The sequence below is a fragment of the Enterococcus sp. AZ009 genome, from assembly GCF_050548785.1.
Classification (GTDB): domain Bacteria; phylum Bacillota; class Bacilli; order Lactobacillales; family Enterococcaceae; genus Enterococcus_D; species Enterococcus_D entomosocium.
Map to the genome: position 1 here is coordinate 131157 of NZ_CP172960.1, position 23053 is coordinate 154209.

Consider the following 23053-nt stretch of genomic DNA (forward strand, 5'->3'; position numbering starts at 1 on the left):
ATGGCGACGATTCAAGCGACGGTGTTGATTTTTTGTCGAATATTGGCGTTTGTCGTCCTTTGTCCGATCTTCTCACAGCAAAATTTTCCGTCACTGGCAAAAATCGTGATTGGCATGGCGTTGACGGTCCTATGTCTGCCGACGGCACCTGCGATTCCCGAGCTTTCCCTCTTTATGCTGACGGTTTTCGTCATCAAAGAAGTACTGTTTGGGATGGCGATGGGCTATTTGAGCCAGCTGGTCTTTACCGGTGTGGAAATTGCGGGCCAATTGATCGACTTTCAAGTAGGCTTTTCGATGGCGCAAGCCTATGATCCGACGTTGCAAATCGCCTCTTCCCAGTATGGCAAAACGTACTATTGGCTGACGATCGCTGTGTTTTTTGGTCTTGATCTGCATCATCGACTGATCACAGCACTGCTGTTGTCTTTTCGGATCGTGCCCTTAGGCTCTGTGGTGATCCAAGGCACGACGGTTGAAGGCATCGTCAAACTTTTCAGCCAAATGATGGTGATGGCAGTCAATCTTGCGGCACCAATGATCATTGCGCTGCTGTTGGTGGACCTCGTGCTAGGTGTGATCTCTCGTTCGATCCCCCAGATCAATATTTTGATGATGAGTCTCTCGATGAAAACTGCCATCAGTTTTGTGGTGTTTCTCTTGCTATTACCCAATGTCCTTTCGTACTTAGGCAAACACTTGCCAGATACGGTCCGCTACTTGCAGGAGTTTATCGAGTCCTTTCAATAAAGTAACAGGCAGCCAGCAGGAGGTGAGAAGATGGCAGAAAAAGATGGCAAAACCGAGCTACCCAGTGCCAAGCGGCTGCGGGATGCCCGCAAACGCGGGGAGGTACCTAAGACCCAGGAATTAGCAGCTGCTGTTTCGCTGCTGGTCTTCTCATTTTTGATCCTGTCTTTATGGCAGTTTTTCGCCGCTTCTTTTTTGCCTTATTTTTCCCAAAGTTTGGCGCAGCTGGCTGATTATCAAACCAGTTTGGCGGATCTGCCAAAACTGGGGGTGCAGAGTATCTTGCTGCTGCTTTTGTTGTGTGCGCCCGTCTTTCTGGTTGCGCTCGGAGTCGGGCTTATCACGAATTATGCCCAAGTCGGTCTGTTGTTTTCCGGCAAGGCCATCAAACCAGATTTTAAAAAGCTGAACCCCATCAGCGGGATCAAGCAGCAATTCAGTTTGCGCTCGTTGATGAATTTAGGCAAAACATTGGCGAAATTCGGCGTGATCGTCTACTTGTGCTATCAACAATTTTTAGCCGCCGTCCCTGTTTTACTGGGTTTGAGTGAAGTGGGGTTGGAAAAAACGATCCTGTTCATGCTGCTGCGGGCCAAAGAATTGTTTTTACAGATTTCGATTTTCTTGATCATTTTAGCCGTAGTCGACTACGGCTACCAGCGCTATAGCCATCGTAAGAACTTGATGATGAGCAAGCAGGAAGTCAAAGAAGAGTTCAAGCAAATGGAAGGTGATCCGCAAGTCAAAGCACAGCGCAAAGCGAAGTACCGTGCGATGACCCAAAATGCCATCGCCAACGTCAAAGAAGCGACGGTTTTGATCACCAATCCGACCCACTTCGCCATTGCGATTCGTTACGATGCCAGCAGTGAAGGGGTGCCTCGGGTCTTGGCCAAAGGGGCAGATCAGCTGGCGCAGCGGATGAAAGCAGAAGCCCTGAAAGAAAATATCCCACAGATCGAAAACCGTGAAGTGGCACGGGCCCTTTATCGTCAAGTAGAACCCGGGGATCTGATCCCTGTTGAAATGTATGAAGCCATTGCCGAAATCATCGCTTTGGTCTATCAGTTAGAAGAAAGCCAACGCGGCAAGATTTAAGGAAACAGGAGGAACAAAAATGAATGAGGCTGCCTCAAAACCGAAAAAAGGCATTGGTCTGGCGGATATCTTAATCTCGGTGATCGTCCTAGCTATTATTGGTTTGATTATTATTCCATTACCGAGTGCATTATTAGATATTTTGATCATTATCAATTTGACGATTGCGATCAACATTTTACTGATCACCCTGTTTACCAAATCAGTGTTGGAATTCACTACGTTTCCAACCTTGCTGCTGATCACAACGATGTTTCGTTTAGGTTTGAACCTATCTTCCACTCGTTTGATCTTGACCCAAGGAAATGGCGGACACGTGATCGATGCCTTTGCCAATGTCGTTGCCGGCAGCAATTATATCGTGGGGATCATTTTGTTCGTGATCATCATGGTCGTTCAGCTAGTCGTCGTGACCAATGGTGCAGGGCGTGTCTCAGAGGTGACTGCTCGATTCACATTGGATGCGATGCCCGGCAAGCAAATGGCGATCGATTCCGACCTAAATGCCGGTTTGATCACAGAAGCGGATGCCCGCAAACGACGAAAAGATCTGCAGCGAGAAGCTGATTTCTTTGGTTCGATGGATGGTGCCAGCAAGTTTGTCAAAGGAGATGCGATCGCAGGGATCTTGATTACTGTCATCAATTTAGTTGGTGGGGCGATCATTTTCTCCATGGGCGGACAAATGACCGTCATGGAAGCCTTCGCCCAATTCGGGAAACTGGCGATCGGGGATGGCTTGGTCAGCTCGATTCCCTCTTTACTGATTTCGATTGCTTCTGGGGTGATCGTGACTCGTTCCGATAACGATAGTTCCTTTGGTTTGGATATTGCGGCAGATGTGATGCGTAATCCCCAACTGTTTCGGATCGTGGGGGCGATTCTCTTCGTTTTAGCCTTAGTTCCCGGGTTTCCTTTTGTGCCTTTTGTGTTGATTGGCTTAGGCCTTTTCGCAGCCAGCTTTCTGGTGACGCAAAAAGAAGAAAAGCAGCGAGTGGAACAAAAACAATGGGAACAAAAACTGGCACTGGAACGCAAAAAAGAAGCACAGGAAGAAGACGATTCCGTGGCTTCCTTCCAAGTGGAACCAATCTCAGTGGAAATCGGTTATGGTTTGATCCCTATCGTGGATAGTTCGATCGACAACAGCTTGATGAACCGCATCGTGGCGATCCGTAAACAGAGTGCCAGAGAATTAGGGATCTTAGTCAGTCCCGTTCGTATTCGCGACAATCTCTATTTGGATGCCAATGATTACGTGATCAAGATCCGCGGCAACGAAGTCGGCCGCGGCGATATTTACCCGAACAAAGTCATGGTGATCAGCCCGAATGAAGAGCCATTTCCTTTTCAAGGAATCACAACAAAAGAACCAGCCTTTCATCTGGATGCTATGTGGATCGATGAATCCGATAAGGAGATGGCGGATCTGCAAGGGTTTACGATTATCGAGCCGTTGACCGTGATCGCAACACACTTAAAAGAAATCATCTATGCCCATGCACCAGAGCTGTTAGGTCGCCAAGAAGTCAAGAAATTATTGGAGGGCATCAAAGAGCAGTACAATGTCGTGATCGATGAATTGATCCCCGATATTTTGCGGCTCGGCGAGGTCCAAAAAGTTTTACAAAATTTATTGGATGAACAAATTCCCATCAATGACTTAGCAACGATCTTAGAAACCTTAGCCGATTACGGCGTTGTCACGAAAGACGTAGAAGTTTTGACAGAATATGTTCGCCAAGCACTGAAACGGACGATCGCTGCCAAGTATGCCAATGAGAACCACGAGCTGCAAGTGGCGGTGATCCAGCCGAAACTAGAAGAAATCATCGCTCAAAGTATCCAAAAAACCGCAACTGGCTCGTACCCGGTCTTAAAACCAGATACCGTGACCAAGCTGTTGGATTCCATCAGTGGGATCCAACATGCGGCGATCGCTCAAAATATCAATTTCGTGATTCTGGCATCGCCTAAGATCCGGTTAGCATTCAAAAAAATGATCGTTTTTAATTTTCCAGATATCGCCGTTCTTTCTCTGAATGAGATTCCCAATGAAATTGCGATCGAAACGGTGGGCAGTATTGACATTTAAGCAGAATTTTCTTAGGAAGGGGCATCGCCGATGTATGAAGTCGATCGAGAAGCGGAGATCATCAAGTATCTGCCGCTAGTGGAACGGGTGGTTCAGCGCCTGTCTATCAAAACCGCCGATTATGAATCAGGCGATCTCTACAATATTGGGGTGATTGGGCTGATGGATGCCTTGCGGAAATTCGATCCCTCAAAAAAAGTTCCTTTTGAAAGCTATGCAGCGATTCGCATCAAAGGGGCTATCATTGATGAAGTACGCAAGCACGCCAAAATCTCCCGTTACAAAATGGCGGCAGTCAATCAGTTTTATCAAGCGCGGCAAGAGTTGGAGCAAAGCCTCAAAAGAGAAGCGACCGACACCGAGATCTGCAAACAGTTGGGAATCAACCAAAGTCAACTAGCGGATATTTATGAGAGTCTGCACTACTTAGCCAGCGTCTCTTTGGAAGATACCTTGTTTGCTTACCAAGAAGAAGGCATGACCTTAAAAGATATGGTTCGAGATCCTGCCGAGAATGTCGAAGAGACCTTGGTCGCCGAAGAAAAACGCACCGCTTTGGTTGCGTGCATCAAAAAATTAGGGGAACGGGAACAATTGATTTTAAGTTTGTACTATACCGAAGAACTGACGTTAAAAGAAATCGCTGAAATCTTAGAAGTCTCGATTCCGCGAGTTTCACAAATTCATGGCAAAACGATTGCCAAATTGCGCACATTGATTGAGGAGGAACTGGCATGATTCGAGGACTGGATGTCTTATCACGGAACATTTCATTATTACAAAAGCGACAAGAGACGACGAGCGGCAATATTGCCAATGTCAATACAACAGGGTATCAAGCAAAAACCTTATTCCAGTCGACGCTAGACGAAGTGGCATTGCATAATTACCAAAGCGGGCCCAATGCGGATACCCGCCGTGACATCGGTGGATTGTCTTTAGGGACGCAATTAGCAGGCAGTACGATCAGTCAAGACCAAGGTGCTGTCAAACAGACGGGACAAGCCAGTGATTTTGCACTGCTTTCCGAAGGCTACTTTGTCGTTCAAAACAATGCGGGTCAGCGGTTGTATACGAGAAATGGCGACTTTACTGTCAATCAGCAGAATCAATACGTGACACAAGAAGGCTATCTTGTCTTGGGTGCCAATGGACAAGCAGTCAGCGCCTTAGGACCAGCGAACTTTCAGATCCAAACATTCCCCCAAGAAGCATTGACTACAGATGGTCAAAACTACGTGACTAGCAACGCAGCAGGAACCACGGTGAATGCACCAGTGATCCAACAAGGTGCCTTAGAACAAGCCAATGTAGCGGTTGCCGATGAAATGGTGGCGATGATCCAGACTTCTCGGGAATTTGAAGCCAATCAGAAAGTCTTGAGTTCAACGAATCAGACATTGCAAAAAGCGGTCAACGAATTAGGAAAGATTTGAGGATGAGTCAATGAATATCAGTGGATTATTAGGAATCAGCCGTTCTGGGATGAATCATTTGCAGACAAACTTAGACACGACAGCCAACAATATTGCCAACGTCAATACCAATGGCTACCAAGCACAAACGACGCACTTTCAAGCATTGATGGAAAATGCCATCGGTGCAGAAGAAACGCTGTTTAATGGCAACGCCGCCCAATATGGTGCGTCAATGGGGGCGAAGGCAACCACGACCACCAGTTTTGCCCAAGGCAATCTGGCGGGCACTGCTCAGCCATTAGATCTCGCGATCCAAGGCAATGGCTTTTTCGGGGTTCGGGACCAAACCGGTCAATTGCTGCTAAGTCGAGCAGGCAATTTTCATTTAAGTGAGAACAAGCAATTAGTCAATAGTGAAGGGTACCCTGTGGCAATGACCACAAACGTACCGACCGCGCAGTGGCCAGATGCGCAGCAAATCGCAATAGATGCCAGCGGTCAGTTGACGACGGAAGAAAATGGTCAGACTCGCGTGTTGGGACAGCTGGCCCTTTATCAGCCGACGAATACAGAAAACATCACGTCAGTGGGCAACCAACTGTACAGTGCCGGTGATCAAGCGTTGCTTACTTCGCAAACCAATCCGGCAGCCTTTGGCAGCGTGTTGCAAGGACAGTTAGAACAGTCGACGGTGGATCTAGCGACTTCCATGACAGACTTGTTAACGACCCAGCGTGCGTATGGATTGAATACGAAAGCCATGCAGACAGCTGATGAGATGTGGTCCGTGATCAATCGTTTTACAGATTAGAGGAGAAAGAACATGATTCGCTTAACCAAGGTCAGTAAAAAATTCAGCAATGGTACGTTGGCATTGGCCGATATTTCTGTTGCGATCCCTCAAGGAGAATTTATCTATGTGGTGGGTCCCAGTGGTGCCGGCAAATCGACATTATTCAAATTGCTCTTGAAAGAAGAAGAGCTTTCGGCCGGTTCTATCCAAGTCGGCAATGTCTTGTTGGAACAACTCAAAGACCGTCATCTCTATATGATTCGACGACAAGTCGGTATCGTCGGACAAGAAGACCTTTTGCTTCCTTATCTGACGGTTGCCAAAAACGTTGACTATGCGCTGCAAGTACTAGGCACTCCCCGTAAGCTGCGTCAGGAAAAAACCGCCAAAGCACTGCAACTGGTGGGTATGTTTCCTCAAAAGGATCACTATCCTGAAGAGCTTTCCGTGGGACAGCGCAAAAAAGTAGCGATCGCGCGGGCGATCGTCACAGAGCCAGCAGTCTTGATCGCCGATGAGCCCACCGCCAATCTGGATGCGAAATCAGCCGTTGAAGTCATGAAACTACTCTTGCGGATCAATCAAGTCGGTGCCACGATCCTCTTGGCGACCCACGACAGTACGATGGTCAATACGGTCCGTAATCGGGTGGTCGAGCTGCAAAACGGTCGCTTGGTTCGTGATGAATACCAAGGCGGCTATACGCGCTTTGCTGATCCAAAAGATACATATGTCTGGTGAAGATGCTTAACTTTTCTAGCAAAAGATCCGATTAAAGAACTAGAAGATTGTTTTCATAATCGGATAAAGAAGGAGTGACCCAACGATTATCAAGTGAAGAGCGAATCTTGATAAACAGCACGACTGATCATTTTGCATAGGAAAGGATACTGTTATGAAGAAGAAGGTACAAGCTATCATCAAAAAAATCCGCTTGGCGGCGTTGATTCCGCTAGGTTTTACCCTGATCGTATTATTAGGATGCTATTTCTTCGTGATCCGCACCCACGGAGACGGACAAGCAGCAAAAAGTTTCTTTATTTTTTCAGTGATCGTATTGCTGCTAGAAATCGCAGTGTTAGTAGGAATGACCTATTTGGTAAAAAAAGAGACCCACTCGGGCATGGATACGTTGTTGACAGAACTAGAAGCAGTTGGTTCTGGTGATCTGTCGCATATCGATGAGATCGGCAGCAGCGACCAAACTTCCCTTTTTGGGCAAGTTCAAAATCGTTTTCAAGGGGTTTTAAACACCTTCAAAGCGGTGATCGTTGGCATGCACGAAGAAAGCAGCCGGATGGAAAAAATGGTAGGCGGCCTAACGACAACCTCAAAAAATGCCAAAAATTCAATTGAAAATGTGCGTCAGACGATGAATGCCATCGCAGATGCCACTAGTTCACAAGCCTCCGAAGCGGAACAAACCTCCTTTGATATGGACGAGCTAGCCTTAAGTATCGAAGAGATCCACAAAGAGATCGAATTGATGAACGGCTATGTCGGTCAATCCCAAAGCAGCAATGTCCACAATTCAGAAATGATGTTCCATGTATTTGAAAGCTGGGAGATCGAACGGCAAAACCAAGCGGAATTAGTAGAAAGCATGAACGACATGAACGAAGATGTCCAAAGCATCGGTAAGATCGTTCAGCTGATCAATGACATTTCTGATCAGACCAACTTACTGGCATTGAATGCATCCATCGAAGCAGCTCGAGCTGGAGAAGCGGGCCGAGGGTTTGCCATCGTTGCGGAAGAAGTCCGCAGCTTGGCGGAACAAAGCAGTCAATCAACGAAAAGCATTCGTTCGATCATTGAAACGATCCGCAAAAAATCGGAAAAAGTGGTCTCTGCAGTGACGGATTCCTTTGAAAGCGGCGAAAAACAAACCAACAATATCAACAAAGCGATCGAATCAGCCAATGAGATCTCTGATATTGTTGAAAAATTGGTTTCAAGTATTCAAGCCGTGGAAGCCCATATTACCGGGATCGTTGAGAAAAAAGACATGGTTCAAGTTTCCGTCAGCAACATTTCGGCTGCTGTTTCGGAAACCTCTGCCGGCACCCAAGAAGTAACGGCAAACTTAGAAGACTTCTACTTAGTCATCGAAGACTTTGAACGGAATGTGCAAGAGATCGAAACGATCGCCACTATCCTTAAATTCCAAGTGGATAGTTTCAAATTCTAAAAAGGAGCAGTGACGCCAATGGAACAATACGTTGTATTTAAAAGTCATCAACAACTCTTTGCCTTGCGTATCGACTATGTGGTACGGGTCATTGAGGCTGCTTCTTTTACCCAGCTGCCAGAAGTGGCGGATTTCGTGCTGGGGATCCAGCCTTTTGAAGAGGCGATGGTGCCGATCATTGACATCCGCAAAAAGCTGTTTGATGAATTTACACCGGAAACTGGGCAAAATGTGGTCTTGTTGTGTCACTGGCAAGAGCAGGCGATCGGCCTTTACGTGGAAGAGATCGTCGGCATTTTACCGTTAGTTGAAAGTCCTAGCAATGCGGAACTAAATACATCAGGACTCAAGCAAAACTATATCGAAGCCTTTCTGAAAAAAGACGATGAACTTGTGCTGGCATTGGAGCTGCCGTTTCTCTTCAGCTATGAACAAGCCGCTGAGATGACGGCGGAGTTAGACGCCTATCAGACAGAGGAATTGGCAGCCGCCAATGACCATGACAATGATGACCGTGAATGAGGAACTGCATGTGGGGATCTCGGAGTATAAGATCGCCCAAGCGCCAACGCGTTTGATCACGGTGGGTTTAGGTTCTTGCATCGGCACGATCATTTACGATGAAGCCAGTCATATCGGCGGCTTGAGTCATATTATGCTGCCAGATAGTCAGCCTTTTTTGCACAAGCGGGAAATCAAGCCCGAGAAGTTTGCGGATTTGGCATTGCCAGCGATGGTGGCTGAGCTGGAACAAAAGATCCGTCGGCCTCGCTTTCAAGCGAAAATCGTTGGCGGCGCCAATATGTTTCAGTTCCAGACGCTTAACGCTGCCAGCAATATTGGCCAGCGCAATATTGAAGCCGTCGAGGAAGTCTTGGCTCGGTTAAACATTCCGATCGTAGCCAAACATGTTGGCGGCAGCGCTGGTCGAACGATGATCGTAGATCTTCAGGATTTCAAGACCATGGTTCGGCAAGTCAAACAAGAAATCGTTTATTTGTAAAAGGAGTACAGGGATATGAAAAAAGTAATGATCGTCGATGATTCGGCATTCATGCGGAAAGTAGTGACAGATTTATTGAATCAGCTGCCTGATATCGAAGTGACCGTCGCTGCCCGCAATGGCAAACAAGCATTGGACTATCTGACCAAAGAAGCGATCGATTTGGTAGTAATGGATGTGGAGATGCCTGTGATGAACGGATTAGAGACCTTGCGGAGGATGAAACAGCAATCAGCCATTCCCGTCATCATGCTTAGTTCATTAACCAATCAAGAAACCACGATTGAGGCATTGGCGCTAGGCGCCCGAGATTTTGTCGAAAAACCGGTCAGTCTATCGATGATTGAAAAAGAATGGATCGCTGAATTTCATCAAAAAATTTTGGCGATGGATCATGAAGCCGGCACGGTTCAAACCCTGATGCCAACGATTGCCCAGCCCACTAAGCTGACGCAAAACAGCTTGCCGGTATCACTTGATGCGCTAGTCATTGGTGCTTCAACAGGCGGACCGCGTGCCTTGCTGGGGATAATCCGCCGTTTGCCTGCGCGTTTGCGTTGTCCCATTTTGATTGTTCAGCATATGCCTGCGGGATTTACGGCTTCCTTTGCAAAGCGCTTAGACACAGAGACAACCGTCCGAGTACAAGAAGCAGTCGATGGCATGCGGATCGAAAATCAAGTGTATCTTTGTCCAGGGGATTACCACATGACGGTCAAACAAGGGCACTTGCAGCTGGACCAACGAGAAAAACGTCATGGGACGCGGCCAACCGTCGATTATCTTTTTTCCTCAGCTGCTGACTACTATGGCCCGCAACTAGCGGCAGTGGTTTTGACGGGGATGGGAAAAGACGGCACCGCTGGCTTACGACAGATCCAAGCGGCTGGGGGCTATACGATCGTTCAAGACAAAGAAACGTGTACAGTCTTTGGAATGCCGCGGTATGCCATTGAACAAGGAGTCGTGGATGAAGTCCTGCCGTTGCAGGGCATTGAAGCAAAAATTGCACAGATGGTCAGGTGAAGAAGATGGAAGAAGAATTTGCCTTATTTAATGCGTGGGTGGATCGCCGATTAGGGATTCCATTAGCCGCATACAAAGAAAATCAAATGCAGCGCCGCATCCTTACGATCATGGAAAACAGCGGGGCAAAAACGTTGAGGGAATACCAGCAATTGATCGAAGGCGATGAAGGGGTGCGGGCGGCTTTTTTAGCCCATATCACCATTAACGTAACGGAATTTTATCGCAACAAAGAACTGTTTGACGCCTTTGAACGCGTCTTGAAAACCATTGTTCTCCCGAAAACCACTCTGCCCAAAATTTGGAGTGCCGCATGTTCGATTGGGGCAGAGCCCTATACGATCGCGATGCTGCTAGAAAAAAACCAAATTGCCGCAGCCAATGTCTTGGCTACCGATATCGATACGCAAATTTTGGCAAAAGCCAAGCAAGGACTCTATCGAGACCACGAATTGCGGAATGTCTCAGCGGCAGAACGTACCCGTTTTTTTGATGCAAAAGAAAAGAACCAGTTTCAGATCAAACCAGAAATCAAACGGCGGGTTCATTTTAAGCAACACGATCTTTTGAAAGACCCGTACAATGGGCCTTTTGATGTGATCGTTTGCCGTAATGTGACGATTTATTTCAAAAGTGATGCTCGGGATGCCGTCTATCAAAAATTCAGCGATGCATTGGTGCCAGGGGGCATTTTGTTTACGGGAGCGACAGAAACGATCAATTTTGCGGAACAATTCGGTCTCAAGAAAATCGATTCGTTTATCTATCAAAAAGTATAATTTTGTAAAGGAGGGACCCATTTGGATGACAATAGTGTCTATCGTACCCTTTTCTTTGAAGAAACAGACGATCATTTAGCGCAGTTGAATGATCATGTCTTGCAATTGGAAAACGATCCAAAAGATAGCGCCTTGCTGAATGATATTTTCCGTTCTGCCCATACCCTTAAAGGGATGGCGGCAACGATGGGCTATGACGTCATGACGCAGCTGACCCATAAAATGGAAAATATTTTTGAGTTATTTAAAACAGGGACCTTGCAAGTGACCCAGCAATCGATCTCATTGATTTTCAAATGTCTAGATCGTCTGTCAGAACTTGTGGAGGATCTGCGGGAAGAACGTGACCTGCAGCCAGCTCAAATTGCCGATTTATTGGCCGAACTTGACCAAACAGAACATTCTGGCGGCCTACCAACCGAGACAGAAGCAAGTCAAAAACCCACCGCAGTGGGCGCATTAACCCCACAGCTTCAACAGATCGATCCTTCTGATCTGTATGTGATCGAGCAAGCGGCTGGAGATGGCTATCAAGCGGTCCAAATTGCTGTTCGCTTAGATGCCCAATCCATGTTAAAAGGCGCTCGTGCCTTCTTGATCATGGAAAAGCTGGGCCAAGCAGGGGATGTTCTCTATACAGAACCAGATGCCCAAACACTCGAAGAAGGCACCTTTGAATCAGATTTTTCACTGCTGTATTTGACGCAGCAAACACTGGCTGATGTCGAGCAAAACATCGCCAGCAATAGTGAGATCGAAGCCTTCGTGGTGGCACCTTTTGATCCATCAGCCGCTGTGTTGGAGGAGGCAGAAGAGTTACTTCAACCAGCGCCGACCCAAGAGTCAGAGACTCCTGCCCTTCAGCAAGCGACAACAGAAACGAAAGAAAAATCGTCGGCGCCCGCGCATCATGCGTCCGCCCAAAATCAATCGATCCGAGTCGACTTGAATCGCTTAGATTCATTCTTGGATCTCGTGTCCGAATTGGTGGTCTATCGCAATCAATTAGAGGATGTCAGTGAGCGGGAAAATATCGAAGCAGTCAAAGACCCCTTAGAGCAAGTTTCACGATTGACCTCTGAGCTGCAAGATTTGGTCTTGCGGATCCGCATGCAGCAAGTCAATGTCGTCTTTAGTCGCTTTCCGCGAATGGTTCGGGACTTATCCAATGAACTGCAAAAAGAAATGGAACTTGTCATTTTTGGGGAAGAAACGGAATTGGATAAAACAGTGGTTTCTGAGTTGAGTGAACCTCTGGTCCATCTATTGCGTAATTCTGTCGATCACGGCATCGAAGCACCCGATGTTCGAGAAAAATTGGGCAAACCGCGCAAGGGTACGATTCGTTTGGCGGCCTACCAAGAAGGCAATCGCGTGATCATTACTTTAGAGGATGATGGCAAAGGCCTTGATCCGCAAGTAATCAAAGCAAGTGCTGAAAAGAAAGGCTTAGCAACGGAAGGCCTTTCCGATGAAGCGTTGCAGCAGCTGATTTTCCATCCTGGTTTTTCAACGGCGCAAGAAGTGACCAATATTTCTGGGCGCGGTGTCGGGATGGATGCTGTGCAATCGAAGATCACCCAATTAGGGGGCACGATCGAAATGAAGAGTCAGCCGAATAAAGGCACGCAGTTTGTGATCAAATTGCCATTGACCCTGTCGATCATTCAAGCGTTGATGGTTCGTGTCGGAGCAGAAACCTTTGCGATCCCATTAAATCTCGTCGAACGCGTGGTGATGGTCAAAGAAGAAGAGATCATCCAGACGGTCTCGGATGAGGTCTATCGTTTTCAAGAGGAGTTGATTCCCTTGGTTCGGACCGATCAACTCTTAGCGATCGAAGGCGATCCATCTGAGAAAAAATTCGCCATCATCGTCAACAATGACCAGCAATTTCACGGCATTTTGGCAGATGAACTGATCGGCCAGCAAGAAATCGTCATCAAGAAAATCGATCCGCTGCTGCAAAAGCTGAATCGCTATCAAGGAGCAACGATTATGGGTAACGGCTCGATTGCACTGATCTTAGACATTCATGCCATCTGTCAGGAAAAAAAGGATGACCGCTTATGAGTTATACAGCGCTGCAGATCGATGGCCTAAAAGAACTGATCAATATCGGCGGTGGTCACGCTGCGACGAGTTTATCAAAGCTCGTCCAACAACCGATCGATATGCGGGTACCGGAAGTCGAGATTCTAGCTTATGAGGACCTGTATCAGCAGATCATGGCGGAAGACAAAGAAGTTCATGTGGTGATGAGCCAGATCGAAGGGGCGTTTCGAGGGATCTTCTTGTTTGTCTTAACGGATGAATCCGCCGCAAAATTGCGTCAGTTGATGATCCAAGAAATCGATCCGTCTGAAGAATTGAAGCAATCGGTCATCAACGAGTTGACTAACATTCTTACCAATTCTTTTTTGATCGCGATCGGCCAACTATTGGAAACTCAGCTGAGTGCGTCTTTACCAAGCGCCAGCTATGATTTCTTTGGCGCAGCGATCAGCTCCATCTATTTGGCGATGGCCCAGTATGATGAGCAGGTGATGGTGATCCGTAATGAGTTCGTCTACGCCAAAGAAACATTAGAGGCATCGTTATTTTTGATTCCAGAAATCGGTGTACTAGAAAACATATTTGATTCATTAGGAATTTGAAAGGGGCAAATACAATGTCAAAAAAAGTATTGATTGTGGATGATGCGGTATTTATGCGCATGAAATTAAAGGATATTTTAGAAAAAAACGGCTATGAAGTCGTGGGGGAAGCCCAAAATGGCCAAGAGGCTTTTGAAAAATACCAAGCAACGACACCAGACTTAGTGACTATGGATATCACGATGCCAGAAGTGGATGGCTTAGAGGCATTAAAAATGATCCGCACGTTTGATGCGCAGGCCAAAGTCGTAATGTGCAGTGCCATGGGACAACAAGGAATGGTGATGGATGCGATTCGCGCCGGTGCGGTGGACTTTATCGTGAAGCCCTTTGACACGGACCGCGTAATCACTGCCATCGACAAAGCCTTTGCCTAATGCCTAGGAGGATAGCGACATGCAGATGATTCTTTTCAAAATGGCTCAGCAGTACTATTTGATCTCGGCGGACTCGGTGGACGAGGTCATTGATGCCCCTTCCTTTACGAAGGTGCCCTTAGCACCAGAGTGGGTGGAAGGGTTGATCAATCTGCGGGGGTCTGTCGTAACGGTGATTCGTTTGGCAAAATTGATTCCCATCATGGAACCAGCCTACGAAAAAAACATATTGATCATAAAGAAGCAAGAGGAGACCAAAGGGGTCCTTGTAGAAGAAGTAATTGAAGTTCTTGATATCACCGAAGACGATATCCAACTAAGCAATCAAGAGACAGAACATGCCGTTGGGGTCGTGACGATCGGTGAAAAAGTAGCCAGTGTGATTCAAATCGATCACATGATTTTTTAAAAAAATGGGGGATTAGTGTGGATCAGGTATTGACGCAGCAAGAGATTGATTTATTGTTGAATGCGATGAGCAGCGGAGAGATCGATCAAGAAATTATTGAGATAGAAGACAAACAAGCCAAAGTGAAAGCCTACGATTTTCGCCGACCAACAAAGCTGTCGAAAGAATACGTCAATACCCTGCACATGATCTTCGAGGATTTCTCGAAGATGAGCAGCAGCATGCTTTCTACCCAACTGCGGACCAATGTTTCTTTGCAGTTGGCAGCTATCGAACAAGTCAGTTATGACGAATTTATCCATTCGATACCAAAATTTACTTTGTTGGGGCTCTTTCATTCGCAGCCTTTGAGCGGGATCCAAATGATCGAGATGAACCCACAACTGTGTATGATGTTGGTGGAGTTGTTGTGCGGCGGATTGGATGTTTATCAAAACAAGCCGATCGAAATGGATTTTAGCGAGAAAAAAAGTTTTACTGATATTGAAACAGCGATCTTGGAAGAAGTAGTAGCACAATTTGTACGGGTCTACCAAAATGTTTGGAAGGACATCGTTGCCTTGGATTCGGTTTTGGATGGAATCGATACGAATCCGCAATTGATGCAAAACATGTCGCCCAACGAACCCGTCGTGTTAGTGACCTTTACTATCAAAATTTTTGAAGTGAAACATTTTATCAATCTATGTATCCCCTATGTCTTCTTTGAAGGGATCATTGATAAATTAAGTTTCCGCAATTGGTTTGATAGCAATCAGCCAGTCAACCAAGACGATAGCCGCGAGTTGCAAAAAAGTTTGAATGGGGTCGGATTGAATCTAGAAGTTCTGCTGGGCCATGCTCAAATGAGTCTTTCTGAGTTTCTCCACTTAGAAGAAGGCGATGTCATCAAACTAGACAAAAAAATTACTGAACCATTAGAGACCTTCATCGATGGAAAACCTTACTTCCGAGCAAAACCTGGGAAGCAAGAGGACCATTTAGCCATTGAATTATTAGACAAGTTAGAAGAGGAGCAAGAACTATGAGTGAACGTTTATCCCAAGCAGAAATCGATGCATTGTTGAATCAAAGTGCCCCAACCCAGCCGCAAGGATTAGAAGAGCAAGTCAAAGTCGACATTATCGGCGAAGTTGGCAATATCTCCATGTCGCAAGCGGCGACGACGTTGTCTTCCATTCTTGATCGTCGGGTCAGCATCACGACTCCCCGGGTGTCTAAAATCAAATTTGGTGAGATCTTAAACGACCTCGTTGCACCAAAAGTAGCAACGACAGTTGAATTTAAAGAAGGCCTTTTAGGCAGTAATTTGATGCTGTTAGAAGTCAAAGATGCCATCGTGATCGCTGATTTGATGATGGGGGGAACCGGTGAAACCAGCAACACCCAATTCACGGAATTAGAGCTAAGTGCTGTGGCAGAAGCCATGAACCAAATGATTGGGACTGCCTCGACTTCGATGGCGACGATGATCAGCCGTAAAGTGGATATCTTACCGCCGATCGTCAAACTATGGGAGACACCAGAAAACATTGAGTATAGCGGGATCGAGGCAGAGGAAGAGATTTATTGTATCTCATTTTCTTTGCGCGTCGAAGGTCTGATCGAAAGCAAAATCATGCAGATCTTTACGGATCCGGTGGTTAACGATATCGCCAGTGCGATGCTGTCCGATGAAGCGACTGTCGTTACTCGAGAAACACCAACACCGCAGCCAACGGCACCCGTTACTGCGCCTACCCCTGAACCGGCGGCTACATCAAAACCCGTTGAAGTCAGCAAACCGGCGTTTCAAACATTGGCCTCCAGCGGAGTGAGCGATGGGGACAATTTGGACTTGATTCTTGATGTGCCATTGGATCTAAGTGTCGTGTTAGGCCGCAGCAAAAAAACCATTAAGGACATTTTATCTTTCAATACGGGGTCCGTCATCGAGTTGGAAAAACTGACGGATGAACCGCTAGAGATTTTGTTGAACGGCAAGCTGATCGCCACTGGGGAAGTCGTGGTCATCAATGAAAACTTCGGTGTGCGGATCACCAACATTCTTTCGCAAAAACAACGCATCCACAATTTGCATTAATTTGAAGAAATCGCAAAAAGTTAAACATATGGGTTTAACTTTTTTGTGATTTGACCGATAGTAGAGGGTAGAAGAATGAGAACGGAGGAGAACCTATGAAAATCGAAAGAGGTTACGCAGAATACAGCGACAAGGCCATCAAACGTGAAGCGGTCAAACAAGAAAAGCCAACTGCTGCTCAGACAGAAAAAACCGTCGATGTTCAATTGTCCGAAACAGCTCAAGCCATTCAAAAGAGTGCCAATCAAACAGCCAGTCGCAGTGAGCGAGTGGCTGAATTGAAACGAGCGATCAAAGAAGGCACCTACCAAGTATCTGTCGAAACGATCGCAGATAAAATGCTGCAACAAGATGAAAAGCAGGTCGACTAGATGACAGAACGGGAATTTGAGCGTCAGCTTCAGCAGTTCTTGCGGTTGCTGCAAAAAGAAAAGACCTGCTTGATCAAAAATCAAGCAGAAAAATTACCAGAACTCGTCGAGAAAAAAACCGCCTTCGTACCCGTTTTTTCCACGTATGAAGGAACTCTTTCAGTGACGATCAAAGAACTCATCCGCCAGATCCAAGTGCAGCAAGCCGAAAATCTCCTGCTGACGGAGCAAGCCATTAGTTTCCAAACCGTTTTGATGGATGCAGTCAAAGAAAATATCAAGACACCGGCAAATACGTATTCGAAATACCAAGAAAAACAAGCTGTCTCAACAGCGATCATCGATCAAAAAATGTAAGGAGTACTTCTATGACAGGACTATTTGGTTCATTAGGCACCGCAACCCGGGGCATGACCGCCAATCAAGCAGCGTTGCAAACCAGCAGCCACAACATTGCAAATACCAATACAGACGGCTACTCAAGACAACGAGTCAACTTGCAAGCCGAAGCGTCTTATCATTTAGCGGGTGTTGGCAGCATCGGTATGGGTGTGAAAGTCGGCAGTGTCGAACGGATCGTCGATGATTTTGTCATTGGACAAGTACGCAATGCCAATTCTACCTATACATATTATGAACAAAAAGCAGACATATTAGGACAGCTGGAAAGTTTAATGAATGAGCCTTCCGACAATGGACTGTCCAAACAGCTGGCAACGATGTTTGATTCTTGGACCGCATTAGCCAACAATCCTGAACTGGATACGTCTAAGACCCTTGTGCTGGAAAACAGCAGTACATTTGCCGATACCATCAACCAAATGGGCAAACAAATGACGCAGTTGCAAAGCGATACGCTGGATACCATCGAAAAATCCGCGCTGGACTTCAATGAGAAGGTCAAGCAGCTGCAATCCTTGAATGAACAAATCTATGGGTTGACGACAAGTGGTGAAACACCCAATGATCTCTTAGATCGTCGAGACAGTCTGTTGAAAGATCTCTCGGGTCTAGCAGGGATCGAAACCAAGACCGATCAATATGGCCGTGGGTTTGTATCCATGAGCGGACAGACGATTTTAAGTGCGGAGGAACGCAATACCCTTAGTGTGGTGGTGGGACAAAGCGACACAGGCGCCTTGGTTTCCAAAGACGGCAACGCCTTGAATCCTGCCGAAACCATCACGGGGTCTTATCCAGCTGGAACCGTCTTGTTGACGAAAACCACCGACAATGGCGACACCGCCTATACAGAATTGCCGATCAAAGAAGGGGCGATCGGTGGCCTGCAAGCATCATCTAGTGAAATCGGCAGCCGCTTGACGGAATTGAACAACTTTACGACGACGATCGCGCAAGCCATGAACATGGTCTTTACCGGCGGCGCTTCTCGTACAAGCGGACTATTTGAGATCGGCCAAGATGATACCGGCACAGCGACGACGATTCGGGTCAGCCAAGCACTGTTAGATAACCCAAGTCTGGTGACCGGCGGAACGAGCAATGCAGCAGGAGATGGTTCAAGAGCTGCTGCAATGGCAAAACTCAGCAGTGCCAAATTGGATTTCCCGTTGTCAGAAAAGACGATCGCTTCTTTTGATTCTGAAACATTGACGTTTGCCAATGCAGCATCCGGCATGAGTGTCAGCAGCTATTTTAACAGCATCGTCACCAAAAACGGGATCTCAAAACAGCAAGCCGACAATACGGTCAGTGCCCAATTGTCGCTGCTGAATCAACTAGAATACAAAAATCAATCGGTGTCCGGTGTTTCATTAAATGAAGAAATGTCAGATGTGATTCGTTTCCAACAAGGATTTCAGGCCAATGCCCGCATATTATCGGTCGTTTCTGAAATGTTAGACACATTGATCAATCGAACAGGAGTGTAGACCATGCGTATTTCCAATTCAATCACCTACAATGATTTTTTACGAAATCTAGGAACCAACGCCTCCAAAGTCCAATCCACGTTGAATCAGCTATCGAGCTTGAAAGAAGTCAGCAAGTCCTCGGATAATCCACTGCTGGTTTCAAAAATCATGGATCTCAATGTGTCGTTAAATCAAAACAAAACTTACAATAATACGATTAAAGACAGTATTTCTTGGACAAAAGCCCAAGATTCTGCTTTAGAAAGCGTCAGTACCTCGATGCTACGGATTCGCTCATTGGTTCAATCTTCTGCCAATGCGACGGCCGGCAGTGAGGAATTAGGCGCAAATCGTTCAGAGATTGAGCAAGAGATCGAAGGCATCGTTGAATCATTAAATACCAACTTTGATGGCCGCTATCTATTTAGCGGAACGAATACAACGACGGCGCCTTTTGAGATCGTCAAAGAAAATGACGCCATCGTCGGTATCAAATACAATGGCACCAGTGAAGACTTGCCCCGAGAAATCGCAAACGGGGTCTCGGTGGATCTGTTAGCCAGCGGTGATCGACTGATGAACGAGACGGGCACCGCTACGGATCCCCAAAATTTAAGCACCTACTTCAATGATTTATTGTCTGCGTTGCGCAGTGATGATAAAGATGCCTTAGGGGGCGAGCTTTTAACCGCTCATGACCAGCATGCCACCAATGTAGTGAATGTACGGGCGCAGATCGGCACCCTCTACAATCGCTTGGAGGCGGCAGCTGATCGAAATGAGACGGAAAAGCTGAACTTGACCGAAACACTGTCCAACAAACAAGACGTCGATATTGCGGAAAAGTATATGGAATATCAAAATCAAATGACTGCCTACCGCTCAACATTAGCAATGGGAACAAAGATCATGCAGATGTCCATTCTAGATTATTTAAATTAACCCAAAAAACTTTTGTTCTTTGACGGGAGCAAAAGTTTTTTATTTTTTTTAGAAAAAAGGCTTAACCCTGAACGGTTTCTTCCGATAAATAGTAGCAGAGGGAAACCTTAGCGAATAAAAATTAGGAGGAACTACACATGAGAATCAATACAAACGTTTCAGCATTGAATACTTACTCACGCCTAACGGCAGCAAATGCTTCTAAAAGCAATTCTTTGTCTAAATTATCTTCAGGCTTACGCATCAACAAAGCTGGGGACGACGCAGCTGGCTTAGCAATTTCTGAAAAAATGAAAGGCCAAATCGGCGGTTTGTCACAAGCAAAAAGCAATGCACAAGATGGTATCTCATTGATCCAAACAGCAGAAGGTGCATTAAATGAAACCCACAGCATCTTAGGCCGTATGCGTGACCTTGCGGTTCAAAGTTCAAACGGTACGTTAAGTGATGATGACCGCAGTGCGATCAACAAAGAATACACTGCATTGTCTGATGAAATCGACCGTATCAGCAATACCACTGAATTCAATACAAAAAGCTTGTTAACTGGTGAAGGCGATGATGCGAAATCATTCACTTTCCAAATCGGTGCCAACGCAAACCAAACAATGAGCGTTTCAATCAACAACATGAGCTCATCTGCCTTGAAAGTAAAAGGCTTAGATTTAACACAAGCCATTGACACAAGCGATGCCAAAGCTGTTGCTGCAGCAAAAGATAAAGCAGTAGCGACTGCCTTCAAAGCAGATGCTACAACAAAATATGCAGCGGACGGCACAGTTGATGCGGCAGCTGGTAAAACAGTTGCTGAATTACAAACAGCCATCGATACAGCTGCGGATGATACAGCAAAAGCAACAGCTCAAAAAACATACGATGATGCTTTAGCAACATTTACCGCTTCTGATGAAGGCAAAGCAGCAGCGGCAACTGTCAGCGTTGAAAACAACCCAATCACGAAAATCGATGAAGCGATCAAAGCAGTTTCTGCACAACGTGCGGATCTTGGTGCGGCGCAAAACCGTCTAGAACACACAATCAACAACTTAGGTACAACACAAGAAAACCTATCTGAAGCAAACTCACGTATCCGTGACGTTGATATGGCCCAAGAAATGATGAGCTTTACGAAGAGCAACATCCTTTCTCAAGCAGCAACTTCAATGTTGGCACAAGCAAACTCAATGCCTAACAGCGTATTGAGCTTGTTACAAGGATAATTTTTGATCAAGTGAACCACTGACACAAGGACTGCCTAGGGGAAGCGCAGTTCTTGTGTTTTACATAGCAGCACAAAAACGCTTAGAAATGAGGAAGCTCTGATGGATATTCAGCCAATGTCAGGAATACACCCGATCGAAGCCGTTGCGTCGGTCGCTAAAGCACGTCCGATCGAATCCCTAGATCCAGAGACCGCCAACCTTCAGCCGCAACACCAAGAGGGGAAAATGGCGGAGAAAAAGGAACGGACAGTGGTCACTGAACCGCCGATCCACTATTTTTCAGTAGCCGATCAGCACAAGATCGCAGCCTCCGTGGAGGAAGTGAATCAGCGACTACTTGGCAAAGATATGAAATTGGCTTATGAAGTACATGAGCGCACAGGGCGTACGATGGTGCGTTTAGTGGATATGCAGACCAACGAAGTGATCAAAGAGATCCCACCAGCCAACATGCTAGATGTGATTGGAAAAATATGGGATGACATGGGCATTGCGGTCGATCGAAAGGGATGAAACTATGGCAAGTGTAACCAGCAGTTCAGGAATCAGTACAACGCTAGGGAGTTATTCTGGCGTGACTTCAGAAGATATTGAAAAATTATTGGCGGCAGATGCGATCAATAAGACCCGTGCTGAGAATAAAATCACGTCGCTTAAAGCACAAAAAACGGCATGGAGTGATATCAGCACTCGCTTGACTAACTTTTTGTCAAAAGTCGATGCGTTACAAAAAGATGATGCTTATCAAACAAAAAAAGCGACGACCACCAATAGTAGTATCGCTTCAATTGCAGGAACAACGGAAGCCCCAGAAGGCACCTATGATCTAAAAGTCAACCAACTAGCAACAGCCACGAAGGTGACGGGGAGTCAAGTAGCTCAAAGCAGCAAAACGGCCCTAAATGTCAGTGGTCAGCTCTCATTGACCAGTTCGGAAGTCGATGAAGATGGCAAACCGATCACCGCTTCGATCGAGATCACGGCCGAAGACAGCTTAAAAGATGTGGCAGCTAAGATCAATGGCCAAAGCAAGACGACCTTCGTTGCAGCGAGCATCGTGGATAACCGTTTGATTTTAACGAATACGAAAATGGGCGACAAAAACTTCTTGATCGACGGCAATGCCGCCGAAGGATTAGGGATCGGTTCAACTGCGGCTACGACGCAAGGCCAACCGGCTATTTTTGAACTAGACGGCATGGAGATCACCCGCGACAGCAATAGTGTGACGGATGTTATCGATGGTGTCACTCTGACGTTAGCGAAAAAAAGCGAGGAGCATGTGACGCTTTCTTTAGCCAATGATACTTCGAAAGTCGTTGATGCAGTACAAGGATTAGTGGATCAATACAATAGCTTGATGAGTTTTATCGGCGATAATTTGACCGTGGGAGATCCTAGTAGTGAAAACAACAAGACGGGGACCTTGGTGGGAGACAGTGCGTTGACCCGTCTACAGACTCAATTGCGAAATTTGATCACCATTCCAGCCGTCAGCGGCTCAAAGCTGACTGCTAATAAGCTAGGCATCTCCACCGTCGATAATGATGGTACATTGGGACTGGATACGACCAAGTTAAAAGAAGCCCTAGCGGAAGATCCCGCTGCTGTGAAGTCCTTCTTTTATGCAAGTACGAAAACCAAAGAAGCCGATGGCACTGCGAGTACGAAAGAGACCGGCTATACATTAGCGCTAAAAGAATTAGCCAACAGCTATGTCGTCAATACTTCAGCCAATAAAGGGATCATTGCCACCAAATCTGCGACCTATGACAGTACCATCAAGGATTTGAACAAACAGATTACACGGTTTGATGCTATTTTAGCAATGAAAAAAGAGCGTTACATCACAATGTTTACCAAATTAGACTCCGTGATGATGGAGGCTGAAAATCAGCTGAGTTACCTAAGCAATCAGTTTGCCAATACGTCAAACTAGGCAGGATAGCCGATTAAAGCAGTCA

The 23053-nt window shown here is 46.3% G+C and carries 25 protein-coding genes; all 25 read left to right on the forward strand.

Going from position 1 to position 23053, the window contains the following annotated elements; all coding sequences use genetic code 11:
* The 25 genes from fliR to fliD all read left to right on the forward strand — a co-directional run bounded on the left by fliR (position 1) and on the right by fliD (position 23028).
* Complete coding sequence (fliR, locus tag IGJ74_RS00615; RefSeq protein WP_016619533.1) at positions 1 to 750, forward strand: flagellar biosynthetic protein FliR; 750 nt, start codon at positions 1 to 3, stop codon at positions 748 to 750.
* A gap of 30 nt (positions 751 to 780) precedes the next feature.
* Positions 781 to 1848, forward strand: coding sequence for an EscU/YscU/HrcU family type III secretion system export apparatus switch protein (locus IGJ74_RS00620; protein WP_005232780.1), 1068 nt, complete (start codon positions 781 to 783; stop codon positions 1846 to 1848).
* Between the two features lie 19 nt (positions 1849 to 1867).
* Positions 1868 to 3943, forward strand: a complete 2076-nt coding sequence (gene flhA, locus IGJ74_RS00625) for a flagellar biosynthesis protein FlhA (protein ID WP_005226622.1) — start codon at positions 1868 to 1870, stop codon at positions 3941 to 3943.
* A 30-nt stretch (positions 3944 to 3973) separates the two neighbouring features.
* On the forward strand, positions 3974 to 4681 hold the full coding sequence (locus IGJ74_RS00630; protein ID WP_005226623.1) for a sigma-70 family RNA polymerase sigma factor: 708 nt from the start codon (positions 3974 to 3976) through the stop codon (positions 4679 to 4681).
* The gene (locus IGJ74_RS00635) at positions 4678 to 5379 is read left to right on the forward strand and encodes a flagellar hook-basal body protein (protein ID WP_016611606.1); all 702 of its coding nucleotides are present in this window, start codon (positions 4678 to 4680) and stop codon (positions 5377 to 5379) included. The genes IGJ74_RS00630 and IGJ74_RS00635 overlap by 4 nt, the downstream gene beginning before the upstream one ends.
* A gap of 10 nt (positions 5380 to 5389) precedes the next feature.
* Positions 5390 to 6172 (forward strand): flagellar hook basal-body protein, encoded by a 783-nt coding sequence (locus IGJ74_RS00640; RefSeq protein ID WP_218192994.1) that lies wholly within the window; start codon positions 5390 to 5392, stop codon positions 6170 to 6172.
* A 12-nt stretch (positions 6173 to 6184) separates the two neighbouring features.
* Positions 6185 to 6895: a cell division ATP-binding protein FtsE gene (locus tag IGJ74_RS00645; RefSeq protein WP_005232774.1), complete on the forward strand. Its 711-nt coding sequence runs from the start codon at positions 6185 to 6187 to the stop codon at positions 6893 to 6895.
* Between the two features lie 154 nt (positions 6896 to 7049).
* A complete protein-coding gene (locus tag IGJ74_RS00650; protein WP_005226627.1) occupies positions 7050 to 8345 on the forward strand; it encodes a methyl-accepting chemotaxis protein in 1296 nt (431 codons plus the stop codon).
* A gap of 18 nt (positions 8346 to 8363) precedes the next feature.
* Positions 8364 to 8867, forward strand: a complete 504-nt coding sequence (locus tag IGJ74_RS00655) for a chemotaxis protein CheW (protein ID WP_010748543.1) — start codon at positions 8364 to 8366, stop codon at positions 8865 to 8867.
* On the forward strand, positions 8839 to 9348 hold the full coding sequence (locus IGJ74_RS00660) for a chemotaxis protein CheD (protein ID WP_005226629.1): 510 nt from the start codon (positions 8839 to 8841) through the stop codon (positions 9346 to 9348). The genes IGJ74_RS00655 and IGJ74_RS00660 overlap by 29 nt, the downstream gene beginning before the upstream one ends.
* Positions 9349 to 9363: 15 nt before the next feature.
* A complete protein-coding gene (gene cheB / locus IGJ74_RS00665) occupies positions 9364 to 10374 on the forward strand; it encodes a chemotaxis-specific protein-glutamate methyltransferase CheB (protein WP_061053560.1) in 1011 nt (336 codons plus the stop codon).
* 5 nt (positions 10375 to 10379) lie between these two features.
* Positions 10380 to 11153: a CheR family methyltransferase gene (locus IGJ74_RS00670; protein WP_034878173.1), complete on the forward strand. Its 774-nt coding sequence runs from the start codon at positions 10380 to 10382 to the stop codon at positions 11151 to 11153.
* 21 nt (positions 11154 to 11174) lie between these two features.
* Positions 11175 to 13226: a chemotaxis protein CheW gene (locus tag IGJ74_RS00675; protein ID WP_430608674.1), complete on the forward strand. Its 2052-nt coding sequence runs from the start codon at positions 11175 to 11177 to the stop codon at positions 13224 to 13226.
* Positions 13223 to 13810: a chemotaxis protein CheC gene (locus IGJ74_RS00680; protein WP_008376598.1), complete on the forward strand. Its 588-nt coding sequence runs from the start codon at positions 13223 to 13225 to the stop codon at positions 13808 to 13810. Before IGJ74_RS00675 ends, IGJ74_RS00680 begins: the two co-directional genes overlap by 4 nt.
* A gap of 14 nt (positions 13811 to 13824) precedes the next feature.
* Positions 13825 to 14187, forward strand: coding sequence for a response regulator (locus tag IGJ74_RS00685; protein WP_003129084.1), 363 nt, complete (start codon positions 13825 to 13827; stop codon positions 14185 to 14187).
* Between the two features lie 19 nt (positions 14188 to 14206).
* Positions 14207 to 14596: a chemotaxis protein CheW gene (locus IGJ74_RS00690; protein WP_218192992.1), complete on the forward strand. Its 390-nt coding sequence runs from the start codon at positions 14207 to 14209 to the stop codon at positions 14594 to 14596.
* 17 nt (positions 14597 to 14613) lie between these two features.
* Entirely contained in the window at positions 14614 to 15624 is a 1011-nt protein-coding gene (gene fliM, locus IGJ74_RS00695; RefSeq protein ID WP_008376586.1) for a flagellar motor switch protein FliM, read from the forward strand.
* Positions 15621 to 16679, forward strand: a complete 1059-nt coding sequence (gene fliY / locus IGJ74_RS00700) for a flagellar motor switch phosphatase FliY (RefSeq protein WP_218192991.1) — start codon at positions 15621 to 15623, stop codon at positions 16677 to 16679. Before fliM ends, fliY begins: the two co-directional genes overlap by 4 nt.
* A 95-nt stretch (positions 16680 to 16774) precedes the next feature.
* Positions 16775 to 17050: a flagellar biosynthesis anti-sigma factor FlgM gene (gene flgM / locus IGJ74_RS00705; protein ID WP_430608675.1), complete on the forward strand. Its 276-nt coding sequence runs from the start codon at positions 16775 to 16777 to the stop codon at positions 17048 to 17050.
* Positions 17051 to 17407: a hypothetical protein gene (locus IGJ74_RS00710; protein ID WP_005232752.1), complete on the forward strand. Its 357-nt coding sequence runs from the start codon at positions 17051 to 17053 to the stop codon at positions 17405 to 17407.
* A gap of 11 nt (positions 17408 to 17418) precedes the next feature.
* On the forward strand, positions 17419 to 18942 hold the full coding sequence (gene flgK, locus IGJ74_RS00715) for a flagellar hook-associated protein FlgK (RefSeq protein WP_016619540.1): 1524 nt from the start codon (positions 17419 to 17421) through the stop codon (positions 18940 to 18942).
* A 3-nt stretch (positions 18943 to 18945) separates the two neighbouring features.
* Positions 18946 to 19866, forward strand: coding sequence for a flagellar hook-associated protein FlgL (gene flgL, locus IGJ74_RS00720; protein WP_016619541.1), 921 nt, complete (start codon positions 18946 to 18948; stop codon positions 19864 to 19866).
* 137 nt (positions 19867 to 20003) lie between these two features.
* Positions 20004 to 21086, forward strand: a complete 1083-nt coding sequence (locus tag IGJ74_RS00725; protein WP_005226642.1) for a flagellin — start codon at positions 20004 to 20006, stop codon at positions 21084 to 21086.
* Positions 21087 to 21188: 102 nt separating this feature from the next.
* Positions 21189 to 21602 carry a flagellar protein FlaG gene (locus IGJ74_RS00730; RefSeq protein WP_016611599.1) on the forward strand — a complete coding sequence of 138 codons (414 nt, stop codon included), beginning with the start codon at positions 21189 to 21191 and terminating at the stop codon, positions 21600 to 21602.
* Positions 21603 to 21606: 4 nt separating this feature from the next.
* Complete coding sequence (gene fliD / locus IGJ74_RS00735; protein ID WP_061053564.1) at positions 21607 to 23028, forward strand: flagellar filament capping protein FliD; 1422 nt, start codon at positions 21607 to 21609, stop codon at positions 23026 to 23028.
* Positions 23029 to 23053: the final 25 nt, after the last annotated feature.